This window comes from Acinetobacter variabilis (genome assembly GCF_000369625.1).
GTDB classification, from domain to species: domain Bacteria; phylum Pseudomonadota; class Gammaproteobacteria; order Pseudomonadales; family Moraxellaceae; genus Acinetobacter; species Acinetobacter variabilis.
On the sequence record NZ_KB850117.1, the window covers coordinates 146874 to 170445 of the forward strand.

The following is a 23572-nucleotide window of genomic DNA, read 5'->3' on the forward strand; positions in this document are numbered from 1 at the left end:
AACAGTCCCACAACTCATTTTGTTGAACTATATCTGTACAACAACTCTACCTCGAATTTTTCCATCTAAAATTTCATTTGAAATATTTAAAGCATCTGTCAACTGAATTTCAGTCGTTACTGTTTCTAATTTTGTCTGATCTAATTCTGTAGCCAAACGTTCCCATGCTTCTTTTCTTAATTCGATTGGTGCCATCACGCTATCAATTCCATATAAGGTAATCCCTCTTAGAATAAATGGAGCGACTGTTGCTGGAAAATCCATTCCGCCTGCTAAACCACACGCAGCAACTGCACCACGATATTTTGTACTAGCACATGCATTGGCTAAAGTATGGCTTCCAACAGTATCAATTACGCCAGCCCAAACTTCTTTGTTTAATGGCTTTCCTGGGGAAGATAATTCAATACGATCAATAATTTCACTCGCACCTAGATAGGTTAAATATTCTGACTCTTGAGGTCGACCAGTTGAAGCTGTAATCTCATAACCAAGATGATTCAAAATAATAATGGCAATACTACCTACTCCACCATTTGCACCTGTCACTAAAATTTTTCCATCACTTGGTTTAATACCATGTTTTTGTAAAGCCATGACACACAACATTGCGGTATAACCTGCTGTACCAATAACCATCGTATCTTTAAAAGAAAAAGCAGAAGGTTTTTGTATGAGCCAATCACCAGAAACAGTGACTTGCTCGGCTAGCCCTCCAAAATACTTTTCACCCACTCCCCAACCATTCAGTAGAACTTCATCTCTTTCTTTCCATGCTGGATGTTTTGATTCAATCACAACACCCGAAAAATCGATGCCTGGAGTCAAAGGAAAACTACGCACCACTGGTGAACGCCCAGTAATGGCTAAAGCATCTTTATAATTGAGTGTTGAATATTTGACTTCGACTCTAACCTCTCCTTCTTGTAAAGGCTTTGATGCAATCTCAGTAATTTGCGATGTGTAACCTGCTTCATCTTTAGTAATTACAATACCTTTGTACATAGAACTTCCTCTCTATTTAATTAGACTGCTTGTCTAGAATTAATTAAAAAATAAATACAGACGTCTGCATTTATTTTTTAATTAACTTTTTACGTGATTTTGTTGTTTTACAGCTAAAGTAAACAAGCGATAAAATGCATCTAAGGGACTTGTTGATTTGACTAAACGTGCTCTTAGAACTGCACCTTCCCACCCAATCCAAAACTGATAAGCAGCTTCATCGCAATCAGCTAGGCTATATTGTGAATTTGACTGATGTAGGCAATCAGAAACTAATTTCTCCCATACCTTGAAGATACTTTCGATTCGGGCAATGATTTCTTGTGGCAAATACGACACTTCTTGTCCTAAGTTACCTAAAATACAACCTCGTTTAAAATCATATTTTTGCATTTTTTCACCCGCATCTTTTACAAAATTTTGCAGCTTTTCTAGTGGGGAAAGATCAGTTTGACTTAAAAACTTATTCAATCGCTTCACAAAATAAAGTTCATAAGCATCTAAGACTTCTAAAATAAAAGCCTCTTTATTTACAAAATAATGGTAGAAAGACCCTTTAGGAACTTGGACTGATTTCATGAGATCATCCAAGCTCATAGCATTCATTCCACGTTCGGTCAGTAACTCGATACCTCGGTGGATTAAAACTTCTTTAGTGTCTGCATAGTTACAACCGTGTTTGGTTGGTCGACCACGTGGTCTTTTGGGTGAGGAGGAATAATTCATATAATAAAAATAGACTATGTGACTAGAAATAACAACAATAAGATTATTTGATTGAAAATTTTATCTAAACGTCATCTAGTTCTCTTTTTTCACAGTACTTAGTCATTCATATAAATGCTCTTAAAAATCCTATAAGTTCATCAACTAATTTTTATAAATTTCTATTATTTTTCTTCAAAATATTGAAATTAATAAATATATTGTAAAAATAATTTATAAACTAGATTTTAGGTAAACATAAGTTAAATAGACCTAAATTCCTTAATGCGATAGCACCGATGAATTAAACAGCCAAAACTGATTGTAACGACAATCAAAAACTGGTTGTAAAAGCATTGAACTAAAAGTGAATTTTCTGTTTATGATCTTTTACAATATTTAGCCATGCTCTAGTTGCAGGACTCATTGCTATAGTCGTATTCCAGGCCATACTTAAAGTCCAATTTAAACCTGGATTTTCCAATACGGCAGTGTTGAATTTTTCCTGATCTAATTGCTGGCAATATATTTGAGGAAGTAATGCGATTCCCATATTTGATTCAACCATTTTTGCAATAAAGTCCCATTGACTGCTTTTACAGACAACTTTAGGTTCAAAACCTACTGTATTTGCTGCTTTAATAATCATACTATTCAAAGTAAAGGTATCAGAAAATAATAGAAAGGATTCTTCTTTTAATTCGATCAAATTTACAGTTTTCCTATTTCTCCACTGTGAATCTTTTATGGATAGTAAGCACATTGCTGAATCAACAACTGGGATTGACGCAAAAGTCGGTCGAAAATTACCAAGTAAAATACCAACATCAATACGTTTATCTGCAATTGCTTCCTCAATACTATTTGAGCCTACCTCTAAAAAACTAAGCTGTATATCCGGATGTTGCTTATGAAATAAGGCAATAAGTGAACTAAATAAGACAGAACCTAATGGTGGTAAACCTAAAGTCAGTTTACCCTTTTTAAGTAACTTAACTTGCTCAATCGTGTTATATATTTTTTCATGTTCTGACAGTATGTTTAATGCATGCTGATAAATCAGTTCGCCTGTATAAGTCAGTACGACTTCACGTTTTCTTCCTGCTTCACCTTTTTTAAATAGTGCTGTTCCCAACTCTTCTTCTAAGCTTTTAATGATCTTGCTTAAAGTCGGTTGCGTCATAAACAAGCGTACTGCAGCTAAACTAAAACTCTGGCTATTAACAGTTTCAACAAAAATTTTAAGTGATTTTAGATCCATAAATTATTCCAATATAGAATAATATTTATAAAATTATTCATTATTTCACATACGTACAGCATATAAAATTACCTTATCTTCAAAATCAAGCTGTGATATTAATGCCTGTACAAATCGAACATCCGACCCGACTCAAATATATCAGTAAAATCATTTTGCAAATCAGTTTATTACTTGCTTTCTGGTGGATTGGCAGCATACTTCAATCCTTATTTAAACTTCCAGTATCTGGTGCAGTGATCGGGCTTTTTATTGTTTTAGCAGGTTTATTGACTGGATTTTTTAAACTTGAATGGATCAAGAGTGGCTCCGATTTTATTTTGGGTGAATTGGTTTTATTCTTTATTCCCTGTTTTGTTGGACTAATTAAATATAAACATCTTTTTTTAACAGAAGGCTGGCAATTAATCTTTGCTGTTATTCTGGGCACCATTTGTGTCATGGTGGTTACAGCATATAGTGTACATCTTGGCTTTCATTTTGAAAATAAAATCAAGAATAATCGCTCCCAATCTCTGCGTAATATAGATCAGGATGGAAAATAATCATGACTTTAATCGCCATTGTTTGTCTGATTTCAACTTTACTTTTTTATACTGTCGTAAAAAAAATCCATCAAAAATATCCTTATCTCATTTTATCACCAGCGATACTACCCCCTATCCTTCTGATTATTTTAATCTTATCTTTGAATATATCCTATGATACGTATATGCAAGATAACCAATGGATTGTCTGGATGTTAGGCCCTGCAACAGTCGCCTTTGCCATTCCAATTTATGAATACCGTGAAATAATCAAAACACATCTACTTTCTATCAGTATGGGCGTGGTGATAGGGATGCTAGCAGGAATGATCAGTTCATTTTATTTGGCTAAGCTGTTTAATTTTGATCAGTCAACGACCTATAGCTTAATGGCGCGTTCCATTTCTACACCTTTTGCAATGGAGTTGAGCAATCATATAGGTGGCTCTGTCGAACTGGTTATTTTGTTTACCATGATTACTGGTGTTATAGGTATGATCATTGGTGATATTGTGCTAGCCGCCTTACCGTTAAAATCTCATTTTGTCATGGGTGCATCTTTGGGCAACGCAGCACATGGATTTGGAACGACTAAAGCCTATAGTCGTGATAAAGAAGAAGGGGTGATTGCCAGCTTAACAATGGTACTTGCTGGTATTTTTATGGTTTTGGTAGGTCCTTTTCTGGTTCATCTGCTTGTATAGTTTGGTTCTGTCGTATTAAGGAATTTAGCTACATTCAAGATAGTGGTGATTATATGAATGCAAAAATGCGAGCTTATACCTCCCATTTTAGTCTTTAATTCACTTTTTCGCTTCGTCATAAACTATGCTATCAGCTCGTTTTCTAACGGTGTTCAGCAAGATAACTACCTAATCATCTTCGGTGGTGTTTCAATATGCTGAAAAAAATAGGTTGGCTTTTGATAAGATAGTGAGATGCAAATAACACTAGAAATCAAATGTCCAACCTGTCTAAGTGACAGTATAAAGAAAAATGGCTTCAAACTATATGGTAAGCAAAAATATCAATGCAAAAACTGCAAGCGTCACTTTATTGGTGATCATGCTCTTAGTTATCGAGGTTCTCATTCTAATATAACGTGTAGTGTTCCGATGAAAGAACCCAAATATACCCCTGAAATCAGAGAAAGAACGGTTCAATTATTGATTGAATCTGAAAAAGATTATCCATCGAATTCGGCTGCAATCACAGCAATTGCGCCTAAGATTGGTTGTACTCCTGAAACACTACGTGTTTGGTATCAAAAGCATTTAGATCAACAAAATCCTATTAAAGTACAACAGATATCTGATCAAGAAAAAATGAAGCAAATGGAACGTGAAATTAAAGAATTAAAGCGTGCCAATGAAATTCTACGTAAAGCAGCCGCTTTTTTCGCCCAGGCGGAGCTCGACCGCCTACACAAATAATGGTGGATTGTATCCATAACAATAAAGACCTATCTGGCGTTGAGGCTATTTGTAAGATTTTACCGATCGCAGCTTCAACCTATTACCGAACTTTAGATCTCGCTGACAATCCAGAACATCGAGCGAAACGAGATCTACATGATGAGCATCATGCTGAACAAATTAAACGAATTTGGAAAGAAAGTTCAGGTCGATACGGTGTGCGTAAGGTCTGGCAACAATTGAAACTTGAAGGTTATCTTATTGCACGTTGTACAGTTACTCGATTGATGCAGAAGCTAGGTATACAAGGTGTTGGGTGTGGTTAAGAATAAACAAAATCTTGAAAATTTTATTGAAGTTATTCTTTTTAGGATTCGTACGGGCTGTCCATGGAGGGATTTACCTGCTGCCTTTGGAGAACCAAATTCCATATTCAAGAAGCTTTCCCCATAGTCAAAACACAATAACTTATTAAAAAATATTAAAGTTAATTTGATCTGATGCTGATTCGGAATAGGTGTCTAGTGATGCCCGTAATGTGAGGGCTCTGCAGCACGCTATAGGAATCAAGGATCAAGCAATCTCAAAAAGTATCAGTGGAAAAAGTTCTAAAATTCATTTGGGGGGTGATTCTAATGGGAATCCTGTTTAGTTCCTAATAAAGGATGGCACAATACACGATATAAAAGTGGCATAGAACTTAGTTAACAACATAGACCTAAATAAGACAAAAATTCTCTATGCTGATAAAAGGTATGACTCTGAGTCATTGAGAAAACAGATAGAAAATACTGGTAATAAAACTAATATTTCCAAAAAATCTAATACGCTTTCAAATAATGATCATATGGGTTGTTATTTTTATAAAATCAGGCATTTAATTGAGAATACCTTTGCAAGGCTAAAGCAATTTAAAGTAATCGCCACACGCTATGATAAATTGGCTCAAAACTTCTTATCAGCGATCTACCTGGCTTCAACAATCATCTGGCTTAATTGATGACACGCCCTAGTAATTTTAGAAATAGATTTACTAATAAGATTAAAAGTTCTAAAACGATTTTGTTGCACGAAACTACTCTACTCTTAAAGGCTTCTTTAGCAATATAGTTTCCAGGACGCCTACATCTAGAATCCACCGTATAACCAATTGGTCCTCGTATAACTAAACTTTAATCAAGCGAGGAAATATATCAATCTGGTTTGACCCTAAGACCCAATGGTGCACAACCACAAGGCAAGCACGAACGAAATCAAACTTGTTCCGATAAAGCCATTAAATGCTATTTAATGATCAAATCCTTTTTCCATCTTTTTTTATTCATGGCCACAGGCTTTGTTCGAAGTCTAATTAAACTCTGTAGCTTGAATTGGAGAGTACTAGATTACTCTGTCCTCTGTAGATGACAAAAGCATATTGATATTGCGATAAGCTATTAAAAAATTCGTGATAGGTTACTGATAAGTTACACCTATTCATCGACTCTACGGGTTCAAGATCTTTAGGTGAAGGTGAAGGTGAATGGAAGCGTAAGAAACATCACCCAGAATACCGTCGAATGAGATAAACTTATTGTATAGATGTTGAAACCATGCAAATTGGAGCCGTTCACCTTGCGACAAATAATGTGAGTGATTCACAATTACTCAGGATTTGCTGGACCAAATTCAGTCAGATGAGCGAATAGATTCTGTCTATACCGATGGGGCGTAAGACATAAAATGCTGCAGAGAAGTGATTTCAGACCGATGAGCACATACTGTCATTACTCCAGAAAAAAAATGCAAAATTCTAAAAAGATCAAACAACAGAATCTTTAGAGAAAAACGAATTATTAAAAACAGTCAAATGTCTAGGTAGAGCTGTTTGGAAAAAAAGTCAGGTTATCATCGATGCAGTTTGATTAAAACCAAGGCGCATTGCATTAAATTATTAGGAGATGAGTTGACGGAAAAACATTTTTAAAGTCAGGTATGAGATTCATCTACGGGTAGCAGTTTTGGATAGATTTACGAAATTAGGCAAACTTTATACCTAATTTGCCTAACTTAGGAAGGATCTATCTCTAAAGCCTATATGCAATAGAGCCGTTTTTCTTCTATAGTCCTTACCACTTGTATTTTTAAGAACATATATCTCCAAAAGTGTAGCAAGTTGCTACACTTTTTTCTAAATAAGGTCTTTACCAAAAATATCATTCAGTCTTTCACGAATACTTTGAACGAATTCCGGATTATTTTTAAGTTTATGCTTCATGTTTCGTTTAAAGTCATTCAGCCCTATACCAATTTCAGCAAAATCCATTTGGAATAAAGTGTCATTAATGACAATATTTGCTTGAGAGTCAGTGAGACACCCTACTTTTTTAAACCACTTCTTGAACTGCTGATAATTTTCATCATTATTAAAAATATACCAGGAACGTACATTCATATCGAATTTAGCACCTAACTCTTTTACGAATACATTGTCTTCAAATGGAACATCAAGATAGATTTTTTCAATTACTGCCATTTCATCCGGTGCTTTATCAGCAATCCGATGATGCAGTTTAAAATTCACACCTACAATTGGACGGCCTTTCTTAACAGTTTCATACTCTAATTGTAGATCTGTATTTTCGTTAATTTCTGCCACTATTTTGTCTAATACATAGCGCCTGAAATCTACCCAACGATCATATTTTGTTTCATTAATATCAATCAGTGCTTTCAAGTTTTCTAAAAGTAATGGCACTTCATAACTCTTCTGGTTGGCATACTTGAATTCGTTTTTAATGAAATAAGTATAAAGACTCATACTGGCAACAGAATCCAGGGCAAAAAGATGTTTTAGCTGATAGGTAGTAAAATTACCCCCAGCCAGTTGAGTGAAATACGGCAACACTTCACTAGTAAAACGAATCTGAATCGCATTTTTAGAGTCATCTTCCCATCTTAACTCACGGATAATGGGAACGACAGAATGTACTTTTTTAGTCTTTCTCTTACCATTATCAGCAGGCTCCTCAATAATAAAATGAGCTACCCGGGATGAAAGCTCTTTATAGATCCGATCTATTGCAACATTAATTGAGTTACGTTTATTTAATCCTAGTAAATCTGCCAAATCATCCTTATACAAATAAATATAAGTTTGTTCGGTAATTTCACCATCTACCCTATTTTTCTCACTATAATTCGCAACCGCCATTGCATATAGAAGTGCCTTATATTCATTGGATGACAACTCGATTGGGCGAATTAAGCGGTTACTGGTACTGACAACGCCATTATGGCGAATGTTGCCTATACAATAGGGAATATAATTCGTTTCTTCTTGCAATGGTTCAGATTCTGTCATAACCGTGATATTTATAATTTGACTTAGTTTTTATATACAAAAGTGGAAAAACTTTCAAGACTTTCACCACAAGATTCTAAAAGTGGAAGGTCCGTCATCAAAAAAAAGCATTATTATCCGGTTTTTTGCCTTTAAAGTGGAATTAAATATAGTATTTCCACCCTACAGTGACAGACCTTCCACCTTTAGCCCCCGAAATTACAGTTTAGAATGACTATTTTTACTTTTTTCTTTTAGATTTAGGTAAGCTAGCTCAAATAGAAACCCTGATGTGACAAGGCTTCCACCTTTCAGTCAGATTTGAAAGGTATAACTACACATATAATCATCAGGAAATATCCAATAAAAATAGATTATCCACAGGTCAAAAATACACAGTGACAACCTTTCCACCTTTAAAGCTTATTTAAGGGACTTTATTAACAACCTAAATTATTGTTTTTTTTAATATATTTTTTTAAAAACAGCAGTTTAAAAAGTAGCAGTGACAAACCTTCCACCCTAGTGACAGACCTTCCACTTTACAGTGACAGACCTTCCACTTTACGATGACAAACCTTCCACCTTAGAGTGACAGACCTTCCACTTTACGGTGACAAACCTTCCACTTTACGGTGACAAACCTTCCACTTTTAAAGAAATAAGTATTTGTTTTATATAATAAAAATATGCTCTTAATTATTAATTAGCTAAATAACTAATTATTCTAATTATTAATTAAGCTAGCCTAGTTAAAGATTTATTTTTTAAGCTGTTTTACATCTGAACAAATACGATTTATAAATTTAAAAACTATAGTAAGATGAGTGAAAGTTATTTATATTACTAGACATTCAAATACGGAAGCATCTGACACGCATGTCTGCAAAAATTATTACTGTTGCTAACCATAAAGGCGGATGTGGCAAAACAACGACTGTTGTGCACCTCGCCTCAGAACTTGCCAATCTGGGCAATAAAGTTTTAGTTATTGATTTAGATCCTCAAGCAAACGCAAGTTTACATATTGGGATCCAACATCCAAGCGAAATTGTTGTGACTACAGCAGAATTACTGGTGGGCGATATTTCGTTGTTGGCAGATGCATTACAAGAAGAAACGAACTTTGAAAAAGTATCATTAATTTATGGTTCCTTGAATTTAGGAAAAACAGAAGACCAACTAAAAGAAGAAGCTCCCCGTCCTTCTGAAGAGTTAAATATCAAGCTAGAACTGTTAAAAGATCTTTATGACTTCATATTGATTGATTGTCCACCTAGTCTTAAATTATTAACCAGCAATGCGCTGGCATCTTCAACCCATGTCATTATCCCTATCGAATCCGGATCACAATATGGACTGTATGGGGTAACAGATCTTTTAAACCATCTTGAAAAGATCAAACGTATTAATCCAGATTTAGAGCTTTTAGGCGCTTTACTGATTAAGCATGATGAACGTCAGAATGTTTGTAAACTGATTCGGGAGGAAGCCTTGAAACAGGTGGGAAAAATTTTAGAAACCACCATTCCTCAAAGTACTAAAGTCAATCAAGCAGCGATTTTGCAACAATCACTTTTGAAAGTAGAAAAAAATTCAAAAGTACGTAAGGCTTTTGAAAGCCTTGCCAATGAAATTGTAGCGAAAGTTTAAACCTGAGAGCATTATGGCAAGCACCAAGGAGCTTTTAGCTCAGAAACTGAAACAGAATACAGAAAAACACCAGCAAGCACAGAAAGACAATATTAAAGAGCTAAAAGAGTTTAGACGTAATGTCCCTATTGAGGATATCAGCCGCAGTCCAAACCAGCCGCGTAAAGTCTTTGAAGAGTCACAGTTAAAGGAACTGGCGGATTCTATTAATGAAATCGGCCTCTTGCAGCCCATTACAGTGCGTAAACTGGATAATCTGAAATATGAACTGATTGCAGGCGAGCGACGCTTACGGGCGCATCAATTACTCGGTAAGTCTGTAATTGAAGCCATTATCATTGATGCAAATAATGTAGAAGCATCTTTGTTAACCTTGGCAGAAAATTTAAAGCGTCAGGATCTAACAGATTATGAAATTTTTATTGGCCTGAACTCTCTCGATGAGAAATTAAAGAAAAACAAGCAACGTTTAGCCAATTCACTGGGTTTAAATCGCGAAGATATGTACAAGTATTTAGCGTACGAAAAGCTGCCTCAAGCAATTTTAAATGACCTTGATGTGGAACCAGGCCTGCTAGGTCGTACTGCTGCAACTGCATTCAAAAAATTTCTATCGGATCATCTGGAACAACTTTCTGAGGCCGAAACGGCTTTACTCGGGGCTTGGGAAAAAGTAAAAGACAAAAAACTTGAGCAAAGCAAAGTTACTGCCTATGCTGAAAAATTATTGAGTCAGGATCCAGAAAAACTGACCACGACATCAGTGGTCAGAAAAATTGAATATGCGGGTAAGATTGCGGGGAATATTAAACTGAATCAAAAACAGCTTAAGGTTTCTCTGAATATCTCGGAAATTGACGAAGCCAGTTTATTACAACTAGAAGATTTTTTAAAACAGCTGATTCAAAAAAGCGAAAAAGTGTAGCAACTTGCTACACTTTTTTTTAATAACCTCAAACCAATTACATCCTCATGCATTATTGAGATTTATTTTCTTAAGTATGCTTCTTTACATTTAGTCTTTGAGAGTACTGTTACTTTAGACTAAGATTAAACTCTAACTTTCTTCTTGGGGACTAGGGCGTGTCATCAATTAAGCCATATTATGCTTGAGGCAAGGTAGATTGCTGACAGGAAGTTTTGAGCCAATTTATCATAGCGCGTAGCAATACCTCGATACTGCTTGAGCTTGGCGAAGAAATTCTCGATCAGATGTCTTGCCTTATACAGATGCTGGTCATAATCACGCTGTTCAAGCGCGTTACTTTTGGACGGCATCACGATCTGACCATTGATCTTATGGATTGGATCAATCACCCGATCCTTAGAATTATAGGCTTTATCCATGAGCCAAGTCTGACTTAACGATAAATCCAGCAGCACATCAGCACCATTTAAGTCATGAGCCTGCCCGGCACTGAGATAAAATCCTGTTGGGTTGCCTAAAGCATCAGTACGGGCATGAATTTTGGTACTTAAGCCACCTTTACTGTGTCCGATTGCCTGTTCTTTTTTTTCCGGCGCTGTGCTGATGAGCGCGCACAATGGTTGAGTCCAGCATGGCATATTCATTATCACTTTCATGTGATAGCACTTCAAAAATTCTCTGCCACACGCCTGCTTTAGCCCAACGGCTAAAGCGAGTGTGCACGACTCTAAAATCCCCAAAGCGTTCTAGTAAGTCTCGCCACGGAATACCGGAACGATACCGATATAATACTGCTTCAACAAATAGCCTGTTGTCTTTGGCAGTTACTCCAACAGTACTTGCTCGTCCGGGCAACAGATCCTTAATCTGCTCCCACTGATCATCTCTTAATGCATAGCGTTTAGTCATGAAAAAATAATGAGGACAGATTAGATTTTCTCAAGCTAATTGATGACAGGCCCTAGCTACAGTCCAACGACTGAAGGAAAAGTGGAAGCAGTTAGGTATTCATTATACCCGAATTTCAAGTGATCAATGGGATAGTTTTATCACTGCATTTAAAGATTGTGAGTAAAGTATTGGTAAGTTTTTTCACTGTAGGTATTGAAGGAAATAATTGCAAAATAAGGCATCAGATTAGATGTTGCTTTAGGAGAAGTTGTAATTTTTCAAAAAAACTTGGAAACCACTTTAAAGCTTTCGAGTTGACCTTATTATATATCAATAATGGCTTCATTTAATCTCAGCATACTTTTTGGAACACTACCTATTCATTTAAATCAATATAGGAATTAAAAAGTGTAGTAACTTGCTACACTTTTTAGTAGCGAACAAATCGCAGTAAATGAAATGCTGGCTTATATAGCCAAGTTCTAAAATATTAACTACAATGCAAACTATGGGATATTCAAAAGATTTTAAAGACAAAGTCATTGAGATTATGACCAGAGATAAAATGTCTGTGCGAAAAACAGCATAGCATTTCAGTGTTTCTACACGTACGATCCAACTGTGGCAAAAGTCCACAGAGCGAAAACCTATTCCTGGGCGTCCAGCTAAAATTATTGAAGCACAAATATTGGCAGATATTGAAAAATATCCTGATGATTATCAGTATGAACGAGCTGAACGTTTGGGAGTAAGTACTCATGCTGTATTTAATGCATTACATAAAGCAGGAATATCACGTAAAAAAGACGTTAACTCCTCCAAAATCAGATGCTCGTCAACGAGAACAATTTAAAAATTCAATTGAAGATTTAGAACCTGAACTTCCCTTAATTTATATTGATGAAAGTGGGTTTCAGAGTGATGATACCCGCTCCCACAGCTATAGTCATAAAGGTACACGAGCAGAAGGTACATTTAATTGGCAAATTAAGAACAGTTGTAATGCCATTGGAGCCTTGATTAAAAATAAGTTACTGACTGTGAGTTTATTCAACTGCTCTATCACGACAGAAGTATTTGAGGGTTGGATTGAGCATGATCTATTGCCGAAATTAAAAGAGAAAAGTGTTCTCATCATGGATAATGCGACGTTCCATAAAGGTAAAAGTCTTAAAAAATTAATCCAAGAAGTAGGCCATTACCTTGTATGGTTACTCAAATATAGCCCTGACTTAAATCTGATAGAAAAAATGTAGGCTCAAATAAAATCAGTTAGGAAAAGACTTAGAATTAAGGATATAGATTTATTATTCAAAGAACATTGCAGTAACTTATTTGGAATTTAGCTATAGTGTATGGGGGCCTAAAAAATTAATTAATTTATGTCTATGAAAAAAATAGAAATAAATGTTCATATATCAATGATGTATGGTTGTTTTTTTATAATAAATAGCCTAAGCAATTATTAGTAAATAGATGTTTTTTGGATATAGTATAATTAGCTAAAAATCCAGACATCAGTGGTAAATTAAAATAAATCTTAAAGGATGCCAGCCTTAAACTACAGCTTTAATTTTTGTCTACATACGACGTTACCCAGTGTCACGTTACGGAACCGCACTCAGTGCGCTTGCCGGATTCAACAGTCTGGAGATCTTAGTATATTGCCCTATAAAGCTCATTTTATTAAAGATAATCTTTAAGAGTCAAAGGCATTCAAATGTATAGATAGGGACTGTGTCAGGAAATGTGCTAGTAGAGGTGGGCAATAATGTCTAGAATCAAGGTACGTAATTTTCTCAGTCGATTATTACGAATAGCCGCCGATTTTGTAGATGCCTTTTAATTAGATTAGACTGTCACCACTCTCCTAGACAAATTTAGTTTATTCTTTTTGCATAAATGAGAACATTATGAGTGGACAACGATATTCTCTCAGAATCACGTATCAATCATGCTGCTAAACATTTTCATTAAAACAAGGGAATGCATCTTTTACTGATCTGTACCTTGTTTTAATTTTCCTCTGTTCTTTAATTTAGTACTATCTTTATCACTTATGAGCACTCACTGGATTCACTGAATGAAGTATATGGAAATCAGAGATTTGATTGAGGCTGAATTAAAAAATTACAGTTCTAATCAAATGATTCCATCCGAACGGTACTTGGCATTAAAGTTTGACTGTTCAAGGGAAACAGTGCGTAAGGCCTATGAACAGCTTCGTGCCGAAGATAAAATTTTCAAACGGCAAAATCTCGGCTGGTTTGTGAGTAATAAAAAAATTCAATACTATCCAAACTCAATTGAAAATTTTCGTTCTTATATGAAGGCACAGGGTTTTAATGCCAAAACTGAACTGATCTCGACCAGACAGCTGGAGCGATTTGATCACAGTCATCTTTTTAGTGAAGAAAATCGTAAATTGGGCTTTATTGAAATTATCCGTTTACGTTATGCTGATGATGTACCAGTACTTCTAGAATATAATTATTTACCTGTTGCGCTGTTTCCAGATGTGCTGAATTATAATGTGATTACTTCGGTCCAAGACGTCATTAAAAATCACTTTCATTATAATTACACGAGTAGTCAGTTAAAAATTAAAAATACCGGTGTGTCTCATTTTGAGAGCCAGCACTTAGGTATTCCTTTAAGTCAAACCGCCACTTATATTGAACGTATTTCAAAATCAGATGATCTAGTGATTGAATATGACATCGAAATCTGGTCACAGGACAAAATTGAAATGACCTTAGATATTCAAGCATAAGCTTATATTTATATCCTGCCTATTCAAATCCTAAGAAGTTAAATGGTTTTAGGATTTTTTTTATTTTCTTAGATTAGACCTCCTTCATAAATCATTCTTACTCAGTTGCAAATTATAAATTCCAGCAACTAGATTGAATCTCAAAAGAGGGGGGCTTTTAGCTCTATTGCGATAACGTTCTGAAAGCATTTTGAAAGTTTTTAGACTGCCAAATACATACTTAATTTCTATTCTTCTTTATTGATTTCCTGATTATAGATTTTTAGTTCAGGATCCAGTTTACAGCGGCTTTTGGCCTCTACTCTAATGGCAACAGGGTATTGGGGATACAAAGTATAAATCCTTTGATAACCTCTATCTGTAAGAACAAAGGCTCCTGAAGGGATCTGGTTTAAATTGTGTTTGAACAATTCTAAATCAAGCGTAATTCTCAGCATGACTTTCATATCAGGATGCCAATATCAGTAAATGCCAAGAAACTTAATCCAATATTAGGGGGTATTGGGAAGTGCATTTGATTGAAGTTGAGAGGAAGGGAAAATTAGACGTTATATCACTTCATTAATGGATCCAAGTTATAGAACCTTGGGTTTATGTAAGAATACTTATCAGATGAGCTTTTTTGTAGTATTGATCGGCAAATACGGACCGATTTTCTTGAAAATCTTTTATAGGGAATAAAATTTAATGGCAAATTATAAAAAGAGCATAGCAATGGTCAACTACAATAGAATCCAAGAAGACATAAACAATATGAAACTAGGTACGATGAAATGGCTCGGCAATAATATTGAGTTAAATGATATGCAGGGTGTTCATACTTTCTTATTAAGTTTAGAAGAAGAAGGTGGTGTTGATATGATCGCAGTAGGTCATGAGTCTTATACAGGACATCGCTGATACATAAGGTTAAGTTTGAAAAGAATTAGCACCTCCTCTGAGAGATTTTTCTTTACCAGCTTCATCTTTGAAACATCAAGTAATTTTTTGTAACTTTATTGTTATTTATCGTTTACTTTGTTTATCATAGAGAACATGAAAGGTGGAGAATTTAAGATGCTCACTAAGGTCGAAGCCATTGTCATTTCACTAATGGTAATTGCATTAATACTCATTATTTATGAGATGGGACAAGGACTTAATTGGACTTTATAAAGGTTTTCTCAGCTTAAAAAAGTCCTCAATTGATGGCATTAATTTATTTATCAGAAGTTTAAGAATTTTAATCTTACCCTTAGCTGACTAAAGATGAATAATATCTATATTGGTGATATTTTTTACCTAGTTTACGGTAGTCATCCAATGATGGTTGAACCGTACCGGGTTTGTCGGAGACTTTTTTATTTAAGTTAGGCCACCTGACCTAACGGGTTAATCTTATCATAGTACATTGCTTCAAACTCAAAAGGCGATACATAACCCAGTGCACTGTGTACACGCTTTTTATTGAACCAATCTACCCAGTTTAGTGTCGCAAGTTGTACATCTGCTAAACCTTGCCAATCTGCTTTTAAATATACAATCACCTCTGTTTTGTATAAGCCATTCACCGTTTCAGCCAGAGCATTATCGTATGAATCACCAGTTGTACCGACTGATGCTCGTAAATTTGCAGCTTCTAAACGATTGGTATAGCGAATGGAAAGATATTGAACATCTCTATCGGAATGATGAATCACATTCTTTGGCATGCCTCGATCGTGCAATGCTTGCTCTAATGCATCGAGTACCATATCTGTATTCATCCGTGTAGATACTTTCCATCCAACAATTGCTCGTGAGAACACATCAATAATAAAGGCGGTATAGACCCAGCCTGAATTTGTTTGAATATAGGTAAAGTCACTCACCTGAGAAGCACTGCTTCGCAAGGGTCAGGATGATCAGCATTAAAATTACGTTTCACTAAATCATCTGCTCTTTTTTGATCATCTCGGCTACGGGTGGTTTGTTTATTCTTACCACGCCAAACACCTTGTATACCTAGCTTCTGCATCAATCGAGCAACTGTACAACGTGCGATAACATAACCTTCACGTTTCAATTGTTGCCAGACCTTACGCACACCATACCGACCTGAACTTTCTTTCCAAATTCTTTTAATTTGTTCAGCATGATGCTCATCATGTAAATCTTGCTTTGCTCGATGTTCTGGATTGTCAGCGAGATCTAGAGTCCGGTAATAGGTTGAAGCTGCGATCGGTAAAATCCTACAAATCGCATCAACACCATATCGATCTTTATTGTTATGGATAAAATCCACCATTATTTGTGTGGGCGGTCGAGCTCCGCCTGGGCGAAAAAAGCGGCTGCTTTACGTAGAATTTCATTGGCACGCTTTAATTCTTTAATTTCACGTTCCATTTGCTTCATTTTTTCTTGATCAGATATCTGTTGTACTTTAATAGGATTTTGCTGATCTAAATGCTTTTGATGCCAGGCACGAAGTGTTTCAGGAGTACAACCAATCTTATGCGCAATTGCTGTGATTGCAGCCCAATTCGATGGATAATCTTTTTCAGATTCAATCAATAATTGAACCGCTCTTTCTCTGATTTCAGGGGTATATTTTAATATTGTCATCGGGATACTACGCTTCGCTACGTCTTTCGAAGCAATGCTTCTCATCTCAAGAAAAGTGGTCTCCGACAAACCCGGTACGGTTCAATATGATCAACCTAAATATTACGCTGCAAATATTGATGGTAAGCTGGGTATTGGTTATTGGGAAAAGGATCCAAATACTGTACTGCAAAAAAACATTGAAAGAATATGAAAATATGCTTCATCAATCATATGTTAGCCAAGAGGATCGTATTTCCATTAATGCACAATAGAAGAAGTTAAGTGTGAGTGTGCATACTTTAATGATGTTGCCTCTAATACTATTGAGAAACTGATTGATCAAAGTATTTCAAATTAAGAAATAAATAATTTTATATTTAGCTCTGATGGGATAACCATCAGGGTATTTTTTTGTCATTAAAATCTAATTTGAGACATCATTATGAATGATTTTTTTCTAGAAACGAATCGAAGCATCAAAATCAATGACATTGAAGTTCGTCAGATACAGATGAAAGACTTCGATACTTGGGCAATCCCTGCTGAGCCGTTAAAGAACTTCATTAAAGACCAAAATCATTCAAATGAAATTTTGAGAGGGTTATTCAAAGCTCATAGTGTACAGGTCATTTCGACCATGGCATGTGTTACTGATCTGAACAATGAATCACTAGTAGAATTTGCTGCTGATAAACAGGGATTTAAAGAGCTACTTAGTGAAGTCATGAAAATGAATTACGGTACATTTCAAAACTACGTTATCGCTTGAACTGAGGATAAGAAAGCTTGTTTGAATCGATATATTTCATCCGCAGATTATGCGCGAATGCTAAGAAATCTGGAGTTCGAATATTAACCAAAAAGAAGATCATTTTTTGATTTATGCGAGAGATCTATTCTATTTTTATATTTATAAGGCTAAACTTGCCTTCAATTTAATACTGGTATGTACCACTTAACTTTAGGGCGTGTCTTCAATATTAAATGTATTTAAAAATACTGTTTGCATGTTCGCCTAAACGATGATTTTCCATTATTAGATAATGATCTAGCTCAGGAATAGTGATGATGACCATAATTACCAATGATTTAGGTCATGGTATGGGCAATGCCTGGGAAAATAAAGACTGGGCACATATTTCTGATCCAGAATTACAAAGCCTGCAGCAGCACTATTCCTGTTTACAAGGTCATTTTGAGATTTTGTGGTATAGTCCCCGGCCATTTTCATCTGCGGCTCTGGTCAAGGTGGAGCAGGATTTTGTGATCAGGGATGAAGCAGTCGCGCATCAGTATTTGATTAAGCGCAGCCATTGTTCCTTTCGTCGTGCCCGCGATATTTTACAGGAGCATGCTGTTCTTCAGCATTTAGCTAGCAAAGAAATTCCTGTTGCAGCATTGATTAGCTCAAATCAAGGTCTGACTGCTTTAGAGCTAGGTGACTGGACCTATGAAGTCTATGCAAAAGCAGCCGGCTTAGATCTGTATGCAGATCAGCAATCCTGGAAACCTTTTTTCTATGCTGAACATGCTGCGAAAGCTGGGCAATTGCTGGCAAAGTTACATATGGCCATGCAGGATTTTCCTGAGCAGCAAGGCCGATCAGCATCTTATTTAGTGTCCAATCAGCAACTTTTAGACAGTGAAAATATCGTTACAGCCATTCAACGGCGCATTGTAAACAGTCCAGAATTAAGCCGTTACTTTGCCGACAAAAATTTGGATCCTTACTTTTTAGATCAAATCTTACAGGTTCACCAGCGTATTCAGCCTGTATTGCAACAAGCAAGCAGAATTTGGACCCATAACGATTTACACGCTTCTAATCTATTTTGGTCATCGCCAGATGCCAAAGCTGAGATTACTGCCGTAATTGATTTTGGTTTATCTGACCGAAATTCGGCACTTTATGATCTGGCTGTGACGATTGAACGTAATTTCATTGATTGGTTGGAATTAAAGCAGAACCCACATATTCCGATTGATGAAGCCGGTTTAACCGCTTTTCTCCATGCTTATTTTTCCCAAATACATCCACAAGAAGATTTTAGTATTTTGCCAGAACTGCTGAAAATCGTGCATCTGGATTTCGCTTTTTCAGAGCTGGAGTATTTTGTGGGTATTACCCACAACCTCAACCATGCAGATGCGGCTTATTACGACTGGATTATCGGTCATGTAGACTGGTTCATTGGCGAACAAGGCCAACAATTTACCCAGACTTTAACTCGGCTCATTCAAGATGAATTGCAAGCTTCTCAATGCTCTCTAAACCCAGCATCATCACCCACTTCACAGACATAAGGTTTCGTATGAACACTCGTCAACTCAAACAGAATGTATTAACCCGATCTTTAAAAATGATCATTCTGTCACCGCTGTGTTTAGCCCCGCTGACTTATGCTGAAGACGATGTTCAACAGCTTGACACGATTGTGATCAAAGCCGATCAAAGCATGCCTTACTCAAGTGCCAAAGTGAATATTGAAGGTTTGGGTACGGACAGTCTTCAAAAAATACCTGCATCGGTCTCTATCTTGACTGCAGATCTCATTGCTGAACAACACGCGCGTGTGCTGAGCGATGTTGTAAAAAATGATGCAGCCATCGGTGAGGGCTATGCTGCAATTGGCTATTATCCAAACTTTGTCTCGCGTGGCTTTGCACTCGATTTGGCATCAAGCTACCTCATTAATGGCAATGTGATTCGTGGTGAACAAAATGTTGCACTTGAAAACAAAGAACGTGTGGAAATTTTAAAAGGCATTTCCGCGATTCAAAGTGGTATGTCGACCCCGGGTGGTGTGGTCAATTATGTCACCAAGCGACCTAAAGATATCCAGGCCCTGACATTCTCTGCTGACCAACATGGACAGTTTTCAGTGGCAACTGATCTCGGTGGTTTTTGGGGTGATGAGCAACAATTCGGATATCGCATCAATCTGGTGAATGAACAGATGGATTCTTATGTCGATCATGTGGAGGGTGAACGCTATTTAGCGGCATTGGCCTTAGATTGGAAGATGTCAGCGCAATCCAAAGTAGAACTTGATCTAGAAGCACAGCGTTCCGAACAAAAATCAGTGCCAGGTTATCAATTACTGGATGGCAAAGTCCCAGAAAATGTGAAATGGGATCGATTGCTGGGTTATCAGACTTGGGGCAAACCGGTCACGATCGATAGTCTGAATAGCAGTTTAAAATATAGTTATGCTTTGAATGATGACTGGAACTTGGGACTCGTTGCCGCCCACAGTAAATCCAGAGTTGATGACTATTCAAGCTTTGCTTATGGTTATTATCGGGAAGGCTGTCTAGAAGCGTATTCCTGTAACACGTTTGGTAAAGCTGGCGAGTATGATATTTACGACTATCAAAATCCAGATGACACTTTTAAAACCAACCAATTTAAAGTCAAATTGGATGGGGTGATTGCTACCAATTGGGCGCAACATTATCTAAATTTTGATATTACACAAACCAATAAATCACGTGATCGTTTCGGTGATGTCTATGAATGGATTGGTGTAGGTAATATTTATACAGAAACTACTGATGTTGAGCCAACAACTGTTGATGTTGGACAAAAGTATCAAGCGCTTAAAAGTAAACAAACCGCATTCACAGCCTTAGATCGTATTGAATGGAATGAACATTGGACCACTTTGATTGGCGGAAAATGGATCAAGCTGGATGAACAAGCATATGATGCAGATCGGGTAAAAGTCCGCGATACCGATTTAGCTAAATTTTTACCGCAATTCGCAATCAGCTATAGCCCCTTGGAATCGACTACCGTCTATGCCTCGTATGCCAAAGGCTTGTCAGATGGAAAAACAGCGCCTTGGTTTGCAGCGAATGCTGCTGAAACTCTAGCGCCGATCTATTCAGAGCAATATGAAGTTGGTTTCAAACAACAGATCAAGCAGTTTTTATTGACTGCCTCGCTATTTGATTTACGCCAAGACAACCAATATAGCAAGCCGATTTCAGGACTTCGCTATTTTGTTGCGGAAGGCGAACAACATAGTCAGGGTCTGGAGCTCGGACTGAATGGTGCATTAACCGATCATCTGGCCTTAACTTCATCTTTAGCCTTGATCAAAGCCCGTTTAGAAAATGTGGAAGCGGTTGAATATGGCCATCATCAAGCGCAAAACGTGCCAAAAGTTCGTTTCGCAACGCATCTTCGCTATAACGTACCGAGCATTGTAGGTTTCACTGTTCTGGCAGGTGGTCAATACAGTTCCAGCAAATATGCCAATAAAGAGGGCACTGCGAAAGTCGCGGGTTATAGTGTGGTTGATTTAGGCGCTGCTTATCAATTTAAGCTGAATACGACCGATGCATTGCTGCGCTTGAATATTAATAATCTGTTCAACAAAAAATACTGGCGTGATGCAGGTGAATTTTTGGGTGATGATTATTTATTCTTGGGTTCGCCGCGTACAGCAACCTTGTCATTCAATCTGAACTTCTAAATTGGCTGCTTAATCAGGTTATATTGCTATGGAAAATATAGAAATTGCAGCGTTCATTTTAAACGTTTTAGGTGTCTGGCTGACCTCCAAACAATATAAAGTCTGCTGGTTGGTGAATATTGTCGCTGTATTTTTATATATGATTATTTTTTATCGTGTCAATTTATTTGCAGACGCAGCATTACAAGCCGTATTTATCTTGATGCAACTGTATGGCTGGTATAGCTGGTCGAAGAAAAATCATGATCAGGCTATCACCGTGCAGATTGGCTATTTGAATAAAAAAATCTGGGTATATAGTCTGATTGTGGGTATTGTCGCCGGTCTGGCAATTGGCGCCTTATTTGCTCATTTCACCACAGCATCACTCCCTTGGTTGGATTCCATGTTGGCCTCTTTTAGCTTGGTGGCAAGTTATTGGGCAGCCAAAAAATATATTGAAAGCTGGGGATTATGGTGTGTTCTAGATGTAATTTATGTCGGTATGTACACCCATAAATCATTGTATTTAACAGCTGTACTCTATTTTCTCTTTATTCTTCTTGCACTAAATGGCTGGAGGATGTGGCGAAATCTTCATAGAGTGACATTATCTTGAAATGACACTATTGCAAATAGAAATTTGAGGTGATGCTCTTTCCTTTAAAAAAAAGTGTTTATAGACTAAAAACTTTATTTGAATTGGCCGCAGCTTGAAGATGTTGCTGATATTTTGTGAAAGCTAGCTACCATACATTCAAAGCGAACCGAAGTTCGCTTTTATTTCACTTCTTAAAAGAACCCGGCTGGTTTGGTCGAATAGCTGACTAGCAAGTTTTTAGTCTGCTGATAATGATCCAGCATCATTCTGTGATTCTCACGCCCAATCCCTGATTTTTTATAACCACCGAAAGCCGCATGGGCAGGGTAGATGTGATAACAGTTGGTCCAGACCCGGCCGGCCTGAATAGCACGGCCTGCACGGTAAGAGGTATGCGCTGAGCGTGACCAGACACCGGCACCGAGTCCATAAATCGTATCATTGGCGATCTTGATCGCATCATCGAAGTCTTTGAAGGTGGTCACAGCCAGTACAGGCCCGAAGATTTCTTCCTGGAAGGTTTTCATGTCATTGGTGCCTTTAAAGATGGTCGGTTCAATATAGAAACCTTGACCCACTTCATGACGTGCTTCACCACCGGTCAGGATCTGTGCGCCTTCTTCACGGCCAGTGGCAATACAACCCAGAATCTTGTCCTGCTGTTCCTGTGAGGCTTGCGCACCAATCATGGTGTCGGTATCTAACGGATGACCAGTCTTAATCCGTTGCACCCGCTCTACTGCACGCGCCAGAAATTCATCGGCAATACTTTCCTGTACCAAGGCACGGGAAGGACAGGTACAGATTTCACCCTGGTTCAGGGCAAACATGGCAAAGCCTTCCAGAGCTTTGTCCAGATAATCGTCTTCCTGATCCATAATGTCGGCAAAGAACAAGTTTGGTGATTTACCGCCAAGTTCCAGCGTTACCGGAATAATATTTTCAGTTGCATACTGCATTATCATTTGGCCGACGGCAGTCGAGCCGGTAAAGGCAATCTTGGCAATACGGGGATTGGTCGCCAGTGGACGGCCGACTTCGACCCCGTAGCCATTGACGATGTTCAACACGCCCGGCGGCAAAATGTCCTGAATCAGTTCAGCTAGCACCAGAATACTGACCGGAGTCTGTTCTGCAGGTTTCAGCACAATACAGTTGCCTGCAGCCAAGGCTGGCGCGAGTTTCCAGGCGGCCATCAGAATCGGGAAGTTCCAGGGAATGATTTGTCCGACTACACCAAGCGGTTCATGGAAATGGTAGGCGATAGTATCTTCATCAATTTCGGAAATGCCACCTTCCTGAGCCCGGATACAGCCGGCAAAATAACGGAAATGGTCAATGGCCAGTGGAATATCGGCAGCCAGCGTTTCACGGATCGGTTTTCCATTGTCCCAGGTTTCTGCTACAGCCAACATTTCCAGATTTTGTTCCAGACGGTCGGCAATTTTCAACAGAATATTGGAGCG

18 protein-coding genes, 7 pseudogenes and 2 other annotated features are annotated in these 23572 nt (G+C 37.3%); of the genes and pseudogenes, 17 read left to right on the forward strand and 8 right to left on the reverse strand.

The genetic code is table 11. The features are described from left to right. Nucleotides 1-27 precede the first annotated feature (27 nt). The 3 genes from acuI to F897_RS16655 form a co-directional block, all read right to left on the reverse strand. Nucleotides 28-1005 carry an acrylyl-CoA reductase (NADPH) gene (gene acuI, locus F897_RS16645; protein WP_004647831.1) on the reverse strand — a complete coding sequence of 326 codons (978 nt, stop codon included), beginning with the start codon at nt 1003-1005 and terminating at the stop codon, nt 28-30. 81 nt (nt 1006-1086) lie between these two features. Continuing rightward, nucleotides 1087-1731, reverse strand: coding sequence for a TetR/AcrR family transcriptional regulator (locus F897_RS16650; RefSeq protein WP_004779976.1), 645 nt, complete (start codon nt 1729-1731; stop codon nt 1087-1089). A 340-nt stretch (nt 1732-2071) separates the two neighbouring features. Next, nucleotides 2072-2971 carry a LysR family transcriptional regulator gene (locus F897_RS16655; RefSeq protein WP_004779974.1) on the reverse strand — a complete coding sequence of 300 codons (900 nt, stop codon included), beginning with the start codon at nt 2969-2971 and terminating at the stop codon, nt 2072-2074. A 101-nt stretch (nt 2972-3072) separates the two neighbouring features. Here F897_RS16655 and F897_RS16660 point away from each other — a divergent pair, with 101 nt between their 5' ends. From F897_RS16660 to F897_RS17370, 6 genes and pseudogenes are all read left to right on the forward strand, one after another. Next, complete coding sequence (locus F897_RS16660) at nt 3073-3516, forward strand: CidA/LrgA family protein (protein ID WP_004779973.1); 444 nt, start codon at nt 3073-3075, stop codon at nt 3514-3516. Between the two features lie 2 nt (nt 3517-3518). After that, the gene (locus F897_RS16665) at nt 3519-4202 is read left to right on the forward strand and encodes an LrgB family protein (protein WP_004779971.1); all 684 of its coding nucleotides are present in this window, start codon (nt 3519-3521) and stop codon (nt 4200-4202) included. A 234-nt stretch (nt 4203-4436) separates the two neighbouring features. Further along, nucleotides 4437-4601 (forward strand): annotated as a pseudogene (locus F897_RS17355) (IS1/IS1595 family N-terminal zinc-binding domain-containing protein); the annotation flags it as partial. A 12-nt stretch (nt 4602-4613) separates the two neighbouring features. Beyond that, nucleotides 4614-5236 (forward strand): annotated as a pseudogene (locus F897_RS17360) (IS3 family transposase); the annotation flags it as partial. Continuing rightward, nucleotides 4889-5005, forward strand: a sequence feature (AL1L pseudoknot). (Overlaps the previous pseudogene by 117 nt.) After that, nucleotides 5223-5913 (forward strand): annotated as a pseudogene (locus tag F897_RS18105) (IS5 family transposase). The pseudogenes F897_RS17360 and F897_RS18105, both read left to right, overlap by 14 nt. A 106-nt stretch (nt 5914-6019) precedes the next feature. Continuing rightward, a pseudogene (locus tag F897_RS17370) lies at nt 6020-6952 on the forward strand (IS5 family transposase). Nucleotides 6953-7083: 131 nt separating this feature from the next. Here F897_RS17370 and F897_RS16680 read toward each other — a convergent pair. Continuing rightward, nucleotides 7084-8256: a replication initiation protein gene (locus F897_RS16680; RefSeq protein ID WP_004779966.1), complete on the reverse strand. Its 1173-nt coding sequence runs from the start codon at nt 8254-8256 to the stop codon at nt 7084-7086. Between the two features lie 858 nt (nt 8257-9114). On the opposite strand from F897_RS16680, the gene F897_RS16685 reads away from it, so the two are divergent. Both F897_RS16685 and F897_RS16690 read left to right on the forward strand, forming a co-directional pair. Continuing rightward, nucleotides 9115-9888, forward strand: a complete 774-nt coding sequence (locus F897_RS16685; RefSeq protein WP_004779965.1) for a ParA family protein — start codon at nt 9115-9117, stop codon at nt 9886-9888. Between the two features lie 13 nt (nt 9889-9901). Then, on the forward strand, nt 9902-10813 hold the full coding sequence (locus F897_RS16690) for a ParB/RepB/Spo0J family partition protein (RefSeq protein WP_004779964.1): 912 nt from the start codon (nt 9902-9904) through the stop codon (nt 10811-10813). Nucleotides 10814-10977: 164 nt separating this feature from the next. Here the strand turns inward: F897_RS16690 and F897_RS17375 are convergent. After that, nucleotides 10978-11725, reverse strand: a pseudogene (locus F897_RS17375) (IS5 family transposase). A gap of 52 nt (nt 11726-11777) precedes the next feature. Between F897_RS17375 and F897_RS17380 the strand changes: the two are divergent. The 4 genes and pseudogenes from F897_RS17380 to F897_RS16705 form a co-directional block, all read left to right on the forward strand. Continuing rightward, a pseudogene (locus F897_RS17380) lies at nt 11778-12057 on the forward strand (IS1 family transposase); the annotation flags it as partial. A 299-nt stretch (nt 12058-12356) separates the two neighbouring features. Further along, nucleotides 12357-12560: an IS630 transposase-related protein gene (locus F897_RS17385; protein WP_265596744.1), complete on the forward strand. Its 204-nt coding sequence runs from the start codon at nt 12357-12359 to the stop codon at nt 12558-12560. Further along, nucleotides 12466-12963 carry a transposase gene (locus tag F897_RS16700; RefSeq protein ID WP_004779959.1) on the forward strand — a complete coding sequence of 166 codons (498 nt, stop codon included), beginning with the start codon at nt 12466-12468 and terminating at the stop codon, nt 12961-12963. Before F897_RS17385 ends, F897_RS16700 begins: the two co-directional genes overlap by 95 nt. Nucleotides 12964-13790: 827 nt before the next feature. After that, nucleotides 13791-14480 carry a GntR family transcriptional regulator gene (locus tag F897_RS16705; protein WP_005237677.1) on the forward strand — a complete coding sequence of 230 codons (690 nt, stop codon included), beginning with the start codon at nt 13791-13793 and terminating at the stop codon, nt 14478-14480. Between the two features lie 227 nt (nt 14481-14707). On the opposite strand, the gene F897_RS17390 is transcribed toward F897_RS16705, so the two are convergent. Beyond that, entirely contained in the window at nt 14708-14926 is a 219-nt protein-coding gene (locus F897_RS17390) for a hypothetical protein (protein WP_005237679.1), read from the reverse strand. A 241-nt stretch (nt 14927-15167) separates the two neighbouring features. On the opposite strand from F897_RS17390, the gene F897_RS17815 reads away from it, so the two are divergent. Continuing rightward, nucleotides 15168-15380, forward strand: a complete 213-nt coding sequence (locus F897_RS17815) for a hypothetical protein (protein ID WP_004812059.1) — start codon at nt 15168-15170, stop codon at nt 15378-15380. Between the two features lie 449 nt (nt 15381-15829). Here the strand turns inward: F897_RS17815 and F897_RS17395 are convergent. Then, nucleotides 15830-17063, reverse strand: a pseudogene (locus tag F897_RS17395) (IS3 family transposase). Continuing rightward, nucleotides 16672-16788 (reverse strand) — a sequence feature (AL1L pseudoknot). It overlaps the preceding pseudogene by 117 nt. Before the next feature lie 424 nt (nt 17064-17487). Here F897_RS17395 and F897_RS16735 point away from each other — a divergent pair. The 4 genes from F897_RS16735 (at nt 17488) to pnuC (ending at nt 22124) form a co-directional block, all read left to right on the forward strand. Continuing rightward, nucleotides 17488-17814, forward strand: a complete 327-nt coding sequence (locus F897_RS16735) for a hypothetical protein (protein ID WP_004779940.1) — start codon at nt 17488-17490, stop codon at nt 17812-17814. Between the two features lie 299 nt (nt 17815-18113). Next, entirely contained in the window at nt 18114-19349 is a 1236-nt protein-coding gene (locus F897_RS16740) for a phosphotransferase enzyme family protein (protein WP_171065479.1), read from the forward strand. 8 nt (nt 19350-19357) lie between these two features. Continuing rightward, nucleotides 19358-21526, forward strand: coding sequence for a TonB-dependent siderophore receptor (locus F897_RS16745; protein ID WP_005237550.1), 2169 nt, complete (start codon nt 19358-19360; stop codon nt 21524-21526). A gap of 28 nt (nt 21527-21554) precedes the next feature. Then, nucleotides 21555-22124, forward strand: a complete 570-nt coding sequence (gene pnuC / locus F897_RS16750; protein WP_005237551.1) for a nicotinamide riboside transporter PnuC — start codon at nt 21555-21557, stop codon at nt 22122-22124. Nucleotides 22125-22297: 173 nt separating this feature from the next. On the opposite strand, the gene F897_RS16755 is transcribed toward pnuC, so the two are convergent. Further along, nucleotides 22298-23572: aldehyde dehydrogenase family protein (locus F897_RS16755; protein ID WP_005237690.1), on the reverse strand; the 1275-nt coding region annotated here is incomplete at its 5' end.

Coding starts and splice junctions, on each gene's coding strand:
- acuI (WP_004647831.1), bottom strand. CDS start 1,005: ATGTACAAAGGTATTGTAATTACTAAAGATGAAGCAGGTTACACATCG.
- F897_RS16660 (WP_004779973.1), top strand. CDS start 3,073: ATGCCTGTACAAATCGAACATCCGACCCGACTCAAATATATCAGTAAA.
- pnuC (WP_005237551.1), top strand. CDS start 21,555: ATGGAAAATATAGAAATTGCAGCGTTCATTTTAAACGTTTTAGGTGTC.
- F897_RS16745 (WP_005237550.1), top strand. CDS start 19,358: ATGAACACTCGTCAACTCAAACAGAATGTATTAACCCGATCTTTAAAA.
- F897_RS16665 (WP_004779971.1), top strand. CDS start 3,519: ATGACTTTAATCGCCATTGTTTGTCTGATTTCAACTTTACTTTTTTAT.
- F897_RS16655 (WP_004779974.1), bottom strand. CDS start 2,971: ATGGATCTAAAATCACTTAAAATTTTTGTTGAAACTGTTAATAGCCAG.
- F897_RS16685 (WP_004779965.1), top strand. CDS start 9,115: ATGTCTGCAAAAATTATTACTGTTGCTAACCATAAAGGCGGATGTGGC.
- F897_RS16690 (WP_004779964.1), top strand. CDS start 9,902: ATGGCAAGCACCAAGGAGCTTTTAGCTCAGAAACTGAAACAGAATACA.
- F897_RS17390 (WP_005237679.1), bottom strand. CDS start 14,926: ATGAAAGTCATGCTGAGAATTACGCTTGATTTAGAATTGTTCAAACAC.
- F897_RS16735 (WP_004779940.1), top strand. CDS start 17,488: ATGAATGATTTTTTTCTAGAAACGAATCGAAGCATCAAAATCAATGAC.
- F897_RS17815 (WP_004812059.1), top strand. CDS start 15,168: ATGGCAAATTATAAAAAGAGCATAGCAATGGTCAACTACAATAGAATC.
- F897_RS16680 (WP_004779966.1), bottom strand. CDS start 8,256: ATGACAGAATCTGAACCATTGCAAGAAGAAACGAATTATATTCCCTAT.
- F897_RS16740 (WP_171065479.1), top strand. CDS start 18,114: ATGACCATAATTACCAATGATTTAGGTCATGGTATGGGCAATGCCTGG.
- F897_RS16650 (WP_004779976.1), bottom strand. CDS start 1,731: ATGAATTATTCCTCCTCACCCAAAAGACCACGTGGTCGACCAACCAAA.
- F897_RS16700 (WP_004779959.1), top strand. CDS start 12,466: ATGCTGTATTTAATGCATTACATAAAGCAGGAATATCACGTAAAAAAG.
- F897_RS16705 (WP_005237677.1), top strand. CDS start 13,791: ATGAAGTATATGGAAATCAGAGATTTGATTGAGGCTGAATTAAAAAAT.